An 11,631-nucleotide genomic window follows, 5' to 3' on the forward strand; every position below is an offset into this window, starting at 1 on the left:
GCAAAAGGGGCAAGCTTAACGCACGCAGGCCCGAACGTCGTGCCTGCCCCTTTTTACCCATATGATCAGCGCGGGTCGTCAGCGACCCTGATCTGCAGTTTGACGTCCGTGGGGCGTGCCTCAACTGCACGATCAAAGGCCGCCACGCTTTGCTCGAAGTCAAAGGTTTCGACAATCAACGGCTTGAGATCCACCTTGCCGGAGGCGATCAGCTCGATGGCACGGTCATAGACGTTGGCATAGCGAAACACTGTCTCGATGCGGACTTCCTTCGTCTGGGCGAGCACCACATCGAAACTGACCTTCTCGACCGGCATACCGACCAGCACCATGACGCCACCCGGGCGAACGCAGGTGAGCGCATCATCGTACACCCGCCCACTGCCGCTGGCCTCGAACACCACATCGGCACCCCAGCCGTCACCGGTCAACTCGGTGATACGCTCGGTCAATGACTCGTGGGCCACGTTGACGGGAATCAGTCCCTTGTACCCGGCCGCAATGGCGAGCTTGTCATCGACCACATCGGAGATCACCACCCGGCTGGCGCCGGAGGCCAGCGCGGCCAGTGCCACCATCAGCCCGATCGGACCACAGCCGGTCACCACGCAGGTATCTCCAGGCTGAAGCTTCGCCTTGACCACGGCCTGCATGCCCACCGCAAACGGTTCAACCATAGCCCCTTCGGCAAAGGAGACGTTATCCGGCAGCTTGAAGGTAAAGGCCGCCGGATGAATAACCTCGGGCGTGAGACAGCCATGCACCGGCGGTGTTGCCCAGAAGCGCACGGCAGGATCGACGTTGTACATCCCGAGCTTCGAGGCCCGCGATGATGGATCAGGAATGCCGGGCTCCATGCAGACGCGATCACCGGGGGCAAGCGTGGTCACGTTGGCGCCGACTTCGGTGACAGTACCGGCCCCCTCGTGACCCAGCACCATTGGCTCTTCAACCACAAAGGGACCGATGCGCCCATGAGTGTAATAGTGGATATCGCTGCCGCAGATGCCCACGGTATGCATGCTGATGCGTACCTCGTCCGGGCCGATCTCACCGGGCAGTTCGATCTCACGCAGGGCCAGCTCGTTTTGGCGCTCCAGTACCAGTGCCCTTGCCTTCATGTCATGACCTCTCTACAGCGTTAATGAACTGCCCTGCAGTGTCAGCGACAGAGCACGTCAGCGCGTTACCACCATGGTCTTATAAAAAGCGTTTCACCCTGCCCCACGCTCCAGCTGAAAGGGATAGATCGACCCCAGCTTCAATAGAGCGGTCAATTCATCCAGCGCCGCCAGCGACTCATGCGCCAGCTGTGGGTCGGCCAGATCCTCGAGTGTCAGGCGATCCCGATAGTGACGCTCGACCCAGGTCGTGAGGTCCTGATAAAGGGCATCGTCGAGCATGACCCGTGCGCTCATCGCCTGGCGCTCGGCCTCATTGAGCACCACGCGCAGGCGCAGACAGGCTGGGCCACCGCCATTGCGCATGCTCTGTTTGACGTCGCGTACCACGACCTCACTGATCGGGTTGTTACCGCCCAGCAACAGATTCTGAATCGTCATCCAGACCGATTCATCGCTTTCACACTCCCCGGGCACGACCAGCGTCATGCTGCCGTCTTCCCGGCTTAAAAGCTGGGAGTTGAACAGATAACTCGCCACCGCGGCTTCAAGCGTCACGGCTTCCTCGGGCACCCGGACCGGGATCAGAGGCTGGCCATCGGCACGCACCGCCAGCCGGTCCCGCAGGGCTTCCAGCACCGCGCGCTCATCGAAAAAGGCGCGTTCGTGATAGAGCAGGACCGGTCCATTGCCGACGCAGATCACATCGTTATGGAACACCCCCGCATCGATGGCCTCCGGGTGCTGCTGGGCAAAGACGGTCTGCTGATCGCTCAGCCCATGCTGGCGCGCCAGCGCTCGGCAGGCCCTGAGCGTCTGACGCGGGCGGTGATGCTTCGGGGCTGCCAGGGTATCCGGCGCGGAGTCTCCATGTACGAATAAATGCACCCCCGGCCCGCCGTGTTGGGCACACAGTCGGGTATGGTTGGCAGCCCCCTCATCGGAAAACCAGGGCGTGGCAGGCAGCGCCGGATGATGAGCAAAGTGTCGTTCATCACTAAAGATCGCCCTGAGGGTTCGCGCGGTCTGTGCTGTCTCGATCGAGCGATGCAGCGCCGACTGCATGTTGGCGGGCGTCATGTGCACGCGTGAATCCAGCGTATCGCGTGAAGGCGTAATGGTGGCGGCATTGGCCGTCCACATGGCGGCCGCCGAGCAGGCGGCATATAAAAGCTCGGGCGCCTCGCTGCCCACGCGAGGGAGCACCTCCTCGGGAGCGCCGCGATAGCCAAGGCAGTGCAACAGCCCCATATCAGGACGCTGCTGTGGCGGCAGGACGGCCTGAGGGAAGCCGGCATCAACGGATGCCTTCATCTTCTCAAGCCCCTGCAGCGCCGCCTCACGCGGATTGGAGATCAGCCCGGCATGGCGTTTCGAGGCCAGATTGCCTTGCGCCAGCCCCGCATAGTTGTGCGTCGGTCCGACCAGACCATCAAAGTTGATCTCAAGCGTCTTATCCATCTCGCTTCCACCTCATGTTGCCTCCTCGCCGTCGAGACGGGCCAGCGTCACCCCGGGCGGCAGCTGATCCGGCAGCACCAGGGCATCGCTTTCCATGGAGGCGACCGGCCAGGCGCAGTAATCCGCCGCATACCAGGCGCTGGGGCGATGATTGCCGCTGGCGCCCACACCGCCAAAGGGCGCATCGCTGGCCGCCCCGGTGGTCTGGCGGTTCCAGTTGACGACGCCGGCACGGATGCGTAGCACGAAGTCTTCCCAGACCTCGTGGGTACCGCCAATCAGTCCGGCCGCCAGGCCAAAGCGGGTGTTGTTGGCCTCGACCATGGCGTCTTCCCAGTTTTGAAAACGGGTGATCTTCAACAGCGGCCCGAAATACTCTTCATCCGGCACGTCAATGCCGGTCACATCGATCAACCCGGGAGAAAGCAGACTGGTGCCCTCTTTTACCGGTGTCATGCGGGACAGCACCCGGGCGCCCATCGCCTCGAGCTGTTGCTGGGCATCAAGCATTTTGTGCGCGGCACCGGGAGAGACCAGACCGCTGTAAAATGGCTCATGCTCACCATGGCCATCCAGACCGTCGAACTGAGGACCCACCACCAGGCTGGCCAGGCTCGAGCGCAGGGCCTCGATCAACCGATTCCCATCTGCGCCAACCGGTACCAGCAGACGTCGCGCGCAGGTACAGCGCTGGCCACCCGAGAGATAGGCCGACTGAATGATGGTCAATACCGTCGCCTCGAGATCCTCCGGCACGTCATGCACCAGCAGCGGATTGTTGCCGCCCAGCTCCAGTGCCAGCAGGGTATCGAGTCGACCGCCCATGCCTTCGTGCAGCCGTCTGCCGGTCCCCTCGCTGCCGGTAAAGAGCAGGCCGTCGATACCACTGTGACCGGCCAGCGCCTGGCCGGTCTCGACACCGCCCTGCACCAGGTTGATCACACCGGGCGGCAGCCCTGCTTCCTGCCAGCAGGAGAGCACCAGATCGGCCGTGGCCGGCGTTAGTTCGCTGGGCTTGAACACCACCGTATTGCCGGCCAGCAGCGCCGGCACGATATGACCATTGGGCAGGTGACCGGGAAAGTTATAGGGACCGAACACTGCCATGACGCCATGGGGGCGATGACGCACCACGGCGCGTACCCCGGCGTTTTCCCGCACCCGCGTGGGCGTACGCTCATGCCAGGCGGCAATGGAAACGGCGATCTTGCCGATCATGGCCTGAACTTCGGTGCCGGCCTCCCAGCGCGGTTTGCCGGTTTCCCGGGCGATGGTATCGGCCAGCACGCTGCGGTGATGCTCCAGACGCTCGCGAAAGGCTTCCAGTAGCGTGATGCGCGCCTCAAGCGACTGTCGTGCCCAGTCAGGGAAAGCGCGACGTGCGGCCTCGATGGCGCATTCTACCTGCCCCGCGCTGGCACCTCGCCCCTGCCAGAGTCGCTCACCGCTGACCGGGTCATGCTTGTCAAACGCCTCGCCCTCGCCCGGGATCCATTGACCGTCCACCAACAGCTGCTGCGTGATCTCGATACTCATCTCATCCTCCATGAACATGGCGCGCTCAGGTGGCCAGCAGCCTGAGCGTCTCTCCCTCTTCAACGTTCAGACGCTGCGCCTCTTCCGGCGTCAGGGCAATCACCCCCTCCTGCGGGCCACGCCCGACCCAGCCGGCACGAAAGTCCGCGGCCGCGCCGGTCGTGGCTGCAAGCCACCCCGGTCGCTCCTCCGTCGACAGCGCCGTCTCAATGCTGACGCGGGCCGTCAGGCTGTCACGGATCGAGCGCACATCATCAATGTAGGCCTCAACGGTCGGGCCGCCGTCAAAGATGTCGATGTAGCCCTCAAAGCGCAGGCCGTCACGATTGAGCATGGCCAGCGCCGGGCGGGTCTGGGTATGTACCTGGCCAATACAGGCCCGGGCACTCGGCGGCAGAAAGGAGGTGCAGATCGGATGGCGCGGCATCATCTCGCCGATGAAGCCTTTCTCTCCCATGCCGGTGAGATGATCGGCGCGCTGAAATTCAATGGGCAGAAACTTCTGGCCCAGTGCCTCCCAGAATGGACTTTTACCGTCGTCGTCAAAGCGACCACGCATTTCAGCCAGCACCCGGCCCGGGAAGCGTTCACGAAAGCCGGCCATGAACAGCCATCGCGCCCGCGACAAAAGCGTGCCGTTGCGCATCGGTCGCTGCGCCTCACCGCGCCAGCGCTCGCGCAGATAGAGCGAACACACCTCGGCAGAGCCGGTGTGGTCAGAGCACAGAAACAGCGTATCCAGCGTTCGATGCAGCTCGAGATGGCTGGACGAGTGCGCCAGCTGACCGATGCGATAGTGATAAAACGGCGCGTCAAGCCCGACGCGTGCCTCGATCGCGCAGCAGCCGGCCAGACGATCAGCGCTGTCCAGCGGTTGGCGATCATCCTCGAGCACGAAAAAGTAGAGCGCTGCTTCGACAGCACCTTCTCCCACCTCGTGAGTGCGCTGAAAGCTCTCGCGGGCGTGGGCAATCTTGTCGATCAGAAAGTCGCGACTGTCCGGCAATGAGGTAAAGCCGGGGCCGGTTTCAACGGCGATCGCCTGCAGGGCATCGATGTCGCCTTCCTCGATGGGGCGAATCAGCATGGACGTCCCTCCGAATCACTTGTTTGCCCAAAGGGAATCACCAGCACCGGCTCGTCGGCCTCGACTGAAAGACGACGTGCGCTGTTGGCATCCATGACGCACTGACCATGCTCGTTGATGGCGGCTGTCACCACACAGGTTCTGAAATCGCCCAGCCGTTGCGGGGTGACCAGCATGGTCCCCGGACAGGCATTTTCTGGCATCGTCTCGGCGATCTGTACGGGCAGCCACTGACCGTGTGGCAGATGATCGCGCGACGCTTCCAGCAGCGGGCCGCCATCAAGCAGATCAACGTGGCGCGACAGGCGAAATCCCTCCCGCTGCCAGGCCCTCACTGCCTCGAGATGATTGTCGCCAGCACGTCCGATGGCCTCGCGGGCCTGGTCATCCAGCAGGGGTAAATAAAGCGGAAATGGCGGCATGACTTCACCGATAAAACTTCTCGACCCCAGGCTGGCCGCTCGATGAATCTCGTCGAAATCCCGCGAGAAGAAATGACGCCCGACACCATCCCAGAACGGGGTTCGCCCGGCCTCACGATAGCCGGAAAGGGCCACAAAAAGCGTCGGCGCAAAGCGTTCAGGAGACCGGACAATCAACGCCAGTCGAGCAGCGCGCAGCAGATGCCTGGCGCTGGCCGCCTGATCGTGATCGGTGGTGGCCAGCGCGCACAAAAGCGTGGCATGAGACATCTCATGCGAGATGGAAAGGATATTGACTTCGCGGCGCACGTCGAGCTGCTGCGAGGCGTGAATCAGCGTTTCCTGACGATAGGTGTAATAGGCCTCCCGCCCCCCGGCCAGCGCCTTGATGGTGGCCGTGGCGATGACCTCCCCCGAATCGGTCTCCGCCACCAGCATGTACTGCTCATCCCCCGGGCGATCAATGCCCGTCGACAGCGCCGCCTGACTCAGGGCCAGACGCGCCTTCAGACGCTCACGATCGGCAGGCAGATTGGTCAGGGCCGGACGCGCCATCATGGCCATGGCCATGATGGCGTCGAGATCGGCGGGGGTGGCACTGCGTACAATCAGTGACATGACAAAGCCCCCGTCAGCTGTTGGCCATCACCTTCGCCAGTGCACGGTCGAGACACGCCATGCCCTCATCGATGACCTCCATCTCGATGACCAGCGACGGCGCAAATCGCAGCACGTTGGGACCGGCTACCAGCATCATCAACCCCTCTTCGGTCGCCGCGGCCAGCACGTCACGGCCGCGCTCGCCAAAGGAGGGCTTGAATTCCGCCCCCAGCAGCAGGCCCAGACCACGAATATCGCTGAAGCAGTCGTACTTCTCGTTGAGCCTTTGCAGATGCTCACGGAAACGCTGCGAGCGCGCCTCGACCCCCAGAAGCACTTCGGGCGAACTGATGGTTTCCACCGCTGCCAGAGCCACTGCGGACCCCAGCGGATTGCCGCCATAGGTTGAACCATGAGTCCCCACCACAAACACGCGGGCGATCTCGTCAGTGGTCATCATCGCCCCCATCGGGAAGCCGCCACCCAGCGCCTTGGCCGAGGTCAGGATGTCGGGGGTAATACCGTAATGCATGTAGGCGTAAAGATGACCACTGCGTCCGACACCACACTGGACCTCGTCAAAGATCAGCAGCGCCCTGTGGTCGTCACAGAGCTTGCGCAGCCCCTCGAGAAATTCGGGTGTCGCCGGTGTGACACCGCCCTCACCCTGCATCGGCTCGACGATGACCGCACAGGTGTCGTCGTTGATCAGTTCGCGTGCGCTGTCGAGATCGTTGTAGGTACCGTGCACGATACCGCCCGGCACCGGCCCGAATCCCTGGGAATACTTGGGCTGGCCGCCAACGCTGACGGTGAAGAAGGTACGCCCGTGAAAGGACTGTCGAAAGGAAACAATACGGTGCTTCTGCTCGCCGACCGTGTCATGGGCATAGCGACGCGCCAGCTTCAGAGCCGCCTCGTTGGCCTCGGCCCCCGAGGAGCACAGGAACACCTTGTCGGCGAAGGTCTTCTCGACCAGCGTGCGGGCCAGCTTCAGGGCAGGCTCATTGGTATAGACATTGGAGAGGTGCCAGATCTTCTCGCTTTGCGTCTTCAGGGCCTCCATCAGGGCTGGATGGCGATGCCCCAGACCGTTGACGGCAATGCCCCCGGCGAAGTCGATGTATTCGCGACCCTCCTGGTCCCACAGGCGGCTACCCTCACCGCGCACCGGTATCACCTTCTGGGGTGAATAATTGGGCAGCATGTACTGATCAAAGGCTTCACGGGTGGGGGTCCAGCTCATGACAGGTCTCCGTTGACAAACACTTCCGGCGACAAGACGTCGCCAACAGGTATATCAGTATACGCAGAGGAGACCCTCAAAAGGCAGGGGGCAGACGTGATCCAGCGGGAAAAGCACCGCCACATTGGTAGTAGGGTCAGGGTGTGTGCATGACACCGCCTCGCACACGTACCTGCCAGTCTTCCCAGCGGCTCAGGCGACCGGAGTCACCGACAGACGTCTCCTGACCGCCCGCGGTACTGGTCCAGAGGTTGCTGCCGTTGAAACTATAGATGGGGATCAGATCACGGCGAGAAGTGGCCGCTTCAATGGTTTTACCGATGTTATCCAGAATCACCGGCATCTGCTGTGGCGCAGCCGCCCAGGAAAGCACCATGTGAAACTGGTTATAGGGCACATACTTGACGTAGTGAAGGCGCAGCTGCGCATCAGGCACTCCGAGTTCGCGCAGGGTCAGGTATTTGGCCAGGGCGAACTCTTCGCAGTCACCACGCCCAACGCCGAGAAACTCGATGGGCGTGGCCCAATAGTCCTCCTGGCGCCAGATGTCGATATCGTCAACAAAGCCCAGTCGATTGAAGAAATCGTTGACCCCCGCCAGTTGAACGGAGACCGGCTGCCCCCTGAGCCTGTTCATCAGTGACTGCCAGTTCTCGATGCGCTCAAGGCCGGTGGAACCGTAGCGGGAAGTGATGGCGCCAGATACCGGAATCGAGGCATTCGACAGCATCCCGGCCATCACCGGGATGGCGATCACCAGCAGTACTATCAATCCCCATCGGCCCCATCGACACATCAGCAGACATTCCCTTCTCAGGTCATGCTTGTCTATCGGCCGATGCGTAAATCAATGAACCCCTGAATTCAATGGCACGGCCGGCGCCAGATACCCCTGATAGCCATCGGCACCGATCTCGGTGACCCTGGCACGCTGAGCCTCGGATTCAACCCGCGTCACGATTACCAGTGCTTCGATCTGGTGGGCTGCCATACACAGGCTGTGCAGAAACTCGTTGTCAACATCGTCACGTACAAAGAAGGTCTGATCGATCTTGACGTAATCCGGCCGCAGTCTGGCAAGAATCGGCAGGGAGTTCAGATCGCGGGCAAACCGATCAATGCCGCCGCGCCCGCCGAGATGCCACGCCACGCGAAACAGCCGCTGTACGTTGTCGGTGTGGCGCAGCACGCACTCTTCCGTTACTTCAAGGTCAAGGCGACAGGCGAGCTCTTGGTGTGTTTTCAGCCACTCGATCAGGCCGTCGACCTCTGAATCACTCCCCAGCATATCCTGGGTCAGATTGACCGCCAGACGGCTCTCGAGGTCATGACCATGATGGCTTAGCCAGTCCAGCACGTAACGGTCCATCTGCGCGCCGATACCGAAATGGCGTGCAATGGGAAGAAAGGTCGAGGCTGGATGCACCTCGTCGCCCTCCCGAAGACGCATGAAAAGCTCTCGATGTAGCTCCTTATCATCATTGAGCAATACCGGCTGCGCGACGAAACTGGCAGCGTTGGCGGCCAGCGCGCGATCAATCACCATGCGCCATTCACCGCGGCTGCGCTCGTTATGGCGCGCTTCCCGGGGTGCGGTGTACCAGCGCTGATCGGTTTCAATGGCCTCGCGCAGTGCGCTGTCTGCCTTGGACAGCATGGTGGCGCGTTGCAGCCCCGGCTCACGCAATACGACCCCGGCGCGGGCATGATGTATACGCGACTCATCCAGCGGGTTGATGTCCACGATATCGTCGATTCGATTCAGCAGCGTGAGCAAAAGCTCTTCGCGCCCGTCATCGCTGTCATCCGGCACGATCAGGGCAAACTCTTCAGCCGAGAGCCTGGCCGCCTGAATAGGTACACCGTGAACATTCATGCCCGAGAGATAATCGCCGATGGCACGGATCGCATTATCACGACGCTCAAAACCATCACGGCGATAGATTTCACTGAGGTGATCAATCCGCAGGATCATGAGGGCTCCGCTTTCGGGTGCCGCCAGCCATTCATCCAGAATGCGGTTCAGATAGGCGCGATTGCCCAGCTTCGAGACCGCATCCTGCTCGGCCATGCGCTGCAGACGAATCACCTGGGCAGTCTGTGCCACGAACTGGTCACTGAGTCGTGCACTGAGCTGATTGACGGCCTCGGTGATGCCCTTGAGCTCACTAATGCGAGTGGACTCGATGGGGCCTGCATATCCTTCGATCTGCAGGGTTTCGATATAGCCGGAGAGACGGTGAAGAGGTGTCAGCAGATGTCGAAAGCCCAGCGCGCACAGCCCCAGCGCCAACAGCATGCCGACGACCAGCCAGAGCAGCAGGCGCTTGCCCAGGGACCAGAGCTGGTCATAGGTTTCCGTATTATCGGCCTCAAGCGATATGGTGCCCAGCGCCACCCAGCCGCCGGGAATGTCTCGCTGCGCACTGAGCTGTGGCAGCGCAATCAACCACTGAAACCATCCGGGCGCCCGGGTACTGGTTTCGCTTTCAATGACCATGGGCGAGGCCAGTGTCGGCGTCTCTAGCCTGAGCGCATTGATAAAGCCGCCGTCGGCGGTCGCCTGCAGCAGTGTGCGCGCACTGGTCCAATCCTCGTCCGCGACAAAGCGCGCCAGCGTCAGACTCAACCCTTGGGCAAGATTGGAAACCTCCATGCGCTGGCTTTCCACCAGCGACTGGCGTGTCTGGTGCACGTCAATGACGAACACGCCCAGCGAAAAGGCCAGCAGCAGGCCTGCCACACCCAGCACGAGGCGACGAAAGAGGCTCATGAATCGACTCCCTGCCCGGCAGCGCTCACCTCGAGCAGCTGATCACCGTCAATATCGCCCTGATGAACGTTTATCTTGAGGGCATCCAGCAGATTGCCGGTCACGGCCAGCAAGCGATATTGCGCGCTGATCAGGGCAAAGCGCGCCTGTAGCTGATCCTGCTGGGCACTATAAAGCTCGGTTTCACTGTCCAGCACATCCAGCAGGGTGCGCCGACCGATATCAAACTGCTTGCGATAATTGACTCGGGTCTGCTCACTGGCACTCATGTGCCGGGCCAGATAGGGCAGCTGGCTGGTCACATAATCGCGGGCATTCCAGGCCAGACGCAGCTCGTCACGGACTTCCCGCAGTGCGCGATCACTGTCGTACTGCACCGCTTCCAGCGAGTGCTGACGCGCGCGCAGTTCCGCCGAGTCGATGCCTCCGCGATACAGATTCCACGACATCACCAGATCGGCGTTCCAGTCATCGGAGTCACTGCCTTCAAAATCGTAATCCCGGCTGGCCAGTCGACTGGCCTGAAAGCGCAGCTCAGGCAAAAAGTCTGCCCGCTCGGCCCCCACCTCATGACCGGCTGCCGTCACGGAATGGCGGGCGGCCATCAGAATCGGGTTCTGCTCGTTGGCCATGGCCAGCGCCTGGTCAAGACCGTCAGGCACAGGGGCAAGATCGACCGCTTCCGGCAGCGCCAGATCCCGGGGAGGCTCTCCCACCAGGCGCACGAAGGAAGAGATGGCATCTTCGCGATTGTTGTAGGCGGCAATCAGACTGGACTGGGCCCGCGCCAGACGGCCATCCACCTGGCTGGCGTCGGTGGCAGTACCGGCGCCCAGCTCGCTACGGCGACGGATATCGGCGGCAATGCGCTGATGGGTATCGACGTTACGCTCGGCCAGCTCAATCAGTCGCTGAGTCTGCAGCACATCCAGATAGGCCTCGACGGTGGCAAGCCCTACCCGATTGGCCGCCGCCGCCACCTCCCAGCGCTGATAATCAACCTGACTGTCGGCATTGCGCACACGCTCAAGGGTACGGTTATTGTCCCAGATCAGCTGTGACAGCGTGATGGAGCCACGGCGATAGCTGTGCGGATCGCTCGAGCGGTCGAGACCATTGACTTCACTTTCGTTGCTGCCACGCCCGGTACGCGCTTCCAGATCCACCGATGGCAGCCACGCGCCCCGCTGCGCGCGAGCATCGTCTCTGAACTGCTCATAGCGGGCAACTTCCGTGCGCGTTATGGGGTTTTCCATGATGGCCTGCGTCACGGCATCATCGAGCGACTGCGCCTGCGCGCCCCCTGCAAGTGAGAGCACCAAATATCCGGCCCACCCCTTTTTCATCATGAACCCCCTGATCCCTTTGTCTTTTTTTTGCGTGAC

At 61.8% G+C, this 11,631-nt stretch carries 9 protein-coding genes; all 9 read right to left on the reverse strand.

Going from position 1 to position 11,631, the window contains the following annotated elements; genetic code table 11:
• Positions 1 to 65: 65 nt before the first annotated feature.
• Positions 66 to 1,121 (reverse strand): NAD(P)-dependent alcohol dehydrogenase, encoded by a 1,056-nt coding sequence (locus B9H00_RS04540; RefSeq protein WP_086899662.1) that lies wholly within the window; start codon positions 1,119 to 1,121, stop codon positions 66 to 68.
• A 93-nt stretch (positions 1,122 to 1,214) separates the two neighbouring features.
• Complete coding sequence (astB, locus tag B9H00_RS04545) at positions 1,215 to 2,582, reverse strand: N-succinylarginine dihydrolase (protein ID WP_086899663.1); 1,368 nt, start codon at positions 2,580 to 2,582, stop codon at positions 1,215 to 1,217.
• Positions 2,583 to 2,594: 12 nt separating this feature from the next.
• On the reverse strand, positions 2,595 to 4,112 hold the full coding sequence (astD, locus tag B9H00_RS04550; RefSeq protein ID WP_086901701.1) for a succinylglutamate-semialdehyde dehydrogenase: 1,518 nt from the start codon (positions 4,110 to 4,112) through the stop codon (positions 2,595 to 2,597).
• 31 nt (positions 4,113 to 4,143) lie between these two features.
• Positions 4,144 to 5,205 (reverse strand): arginine N-succinyltransferase, encoded by a 1,062-nt coding sequence (locus B9H00_RS04555; RefSeq protein ID WP_086899664.1) that lies wholly within the window; start codon positions 5,203 to 5,205, stop codon positions 4,144 to 4,146.
• Entirely contained in the window at positions 5,199 to 6,245 is a 1,047-nt protein-coding gene (locus B9H00_RS04560; RefSeq protein WP_086899665.1) for an arginine N-succinyltransferase, read from the reverse strand. The genes B9H00_RS04555 and B9H00_RS04560 overlap by 7 nt, the downstream gene beginning before the upstream one ends.
• A gap of 13 nt (positions 6,246 to 6,258) precedes the next feature.
• The gene (locus B9H00_RS04565; protein WP_086899666.1) at positions 6,259 to 7,473 is read right to left on the reverse strand and encodes an aspartate aminotransferase family protein; all 1,215 of its coding nucleotides are present in this window, start codon (positions 7,471 to 7,473) and stop codon (positions 6,259 to 6,261) included.
• 136 nt (positions 7,474 to 7,609) lie between these two features.
• Positions 7,610 to 8,269: a transglutaminase-like cysteine peptidase gene (locus B9H00_RS04570; RefSeq protein WP_211329565.1), complete on the reverse strand. Its 660-nt coding sequence runs from the start codon at positions 8,267 to 8,269 to the stop codon at positions 7,610 to 7,612.
• A 51-nt stretch (positions 8,270 to 8,320) separates the two neighbouring features.
• Complete coding sequence (locus B9H00_RS04575) at positions 8,321 to 10,246, reverse strand: bifunctional diguanylate cyclase/phosphodiesterase (protein ID WP_086899667.1); 1,926 nt, start codon at positions 10,244 to 10,246, stop codon at positions 8,321 to 8,323.
• Positions 10,243 to 11,565 (reverse strand): TolC family outer membrane protein, encoded by a 1,323-nt coding sequence (locus tag B9H00_RS04580; protein WP_157663178.1) that lies wholly within the window; start codon positions 11,563 to 11,565, stop codon positions 10,243 to 10,245. The genes B9H00_RS04575 and B9H00_RS04580 overlap by 4 nt, the downstream gene beginning before the upstream one ends.
• Positions 11,566 to 11,631 lie beyond the last annotated feature (66 nt).

Source organism: Kushneria marisflavi (genome assembly GCF_002157205.1).
GTDB lineage: Bacteria > Pseudomonadota > Gammaproteobacteria > Pseudomonadales > Halomonadaceae > Kushneria > Kushneria marisflavi.

Coding starts and splice junctions, on each gene's coding strand:
- B9H00_RS04540 (WP_086899662.1), bottom strand. CDS start 1,121: ATGAAGGCAAGGGCACTGGTACTGGAGCGCCAAAACGAGCTGGCCCTG.
- astB (WP_086899663.1), bottom strand. CDS start 2,582: ATGGATAAGACGCTTGAGATCAACTTTGATGGTCTGGTCGGACCGACG.
- B9H00_RS04555 (WP_086899664.1), bottom strand. CDS start 5,205: ATGCTGATTCGCCCCATCGAGGAAGGCGACATCGATGCCCTGCAGGCG.
- B9H00_RS04560 (WP_086899665.1), bottom strand. CDS start 6,245: ATGTCACTGATTGTACGCAGTGCCACCCCCGCCGATCTCGACGCCATC.
- B9H00_RS04565 (WP_086899666.1), bottom strand. CDS start 7,473: ATGAGCTGGACCCCCACCCGTGAAGCCTTTGATCAGTACATGCTGCCC.
- B9H00_RS04570 (WP_211329565.1), bottom strand. CDS start 8,269: ATGTGTCGATGGGGCCGATGGGGATTGATAGTACTGCTGGTGATCGCC.
- B9H00_RS04575 (WP_086899667.1), bottom strand. CDS start 10,246: ATGAGCCTCTTTCGTCGCCTCGTGCTGGGTGTGGCAGGCCTGCTGCTG.